Consider the following 229-nt stretch of genomic DNA (forward strand, 5'->3'; position numbering starts at 1 on the left):
GCGACATGACGCACACGCCGCTCGGTATCGGCCTTCGGGTTGCCGTTCATCCGCAGGCCGAAGCTCAAATTCTCCTCGACGGTGAGGTGCGGATAGAGCGCATAGGACTGGAAGACCATGGCGATGCCGCGGTCGGCCGGTTCGACGTCGTTGACGACCCTGCCGCCGATCCGCAGCTCGCCTGAGGTGATGTCCTCGAGACCGGCGATCATCCGCAGCAGCGTGGACT

The 229-nt window shown here is 64.6% G+C and carries 1 protein-coding gene; it reads right to left on the reverse strand.

What is annotated here, in order from left to right:
• Nucleotides 1–229 (reverse strand): ATP-binding cassette domain-containing protein (locus tag AF337_RS04620; protein ID WP_152970905.1); only part of this gene is annotated, 229 nt, incomplete at both ends.

This window comes from Rhizobium ecuadorense, assembly GCF_001187535.1.
GTDB lineage: Bacteria > Pseudomonadota > Alphaproteobacteria > Rhizobiales > Rhizobiaceae > Rhizobium > Rhizobium ecuadorense.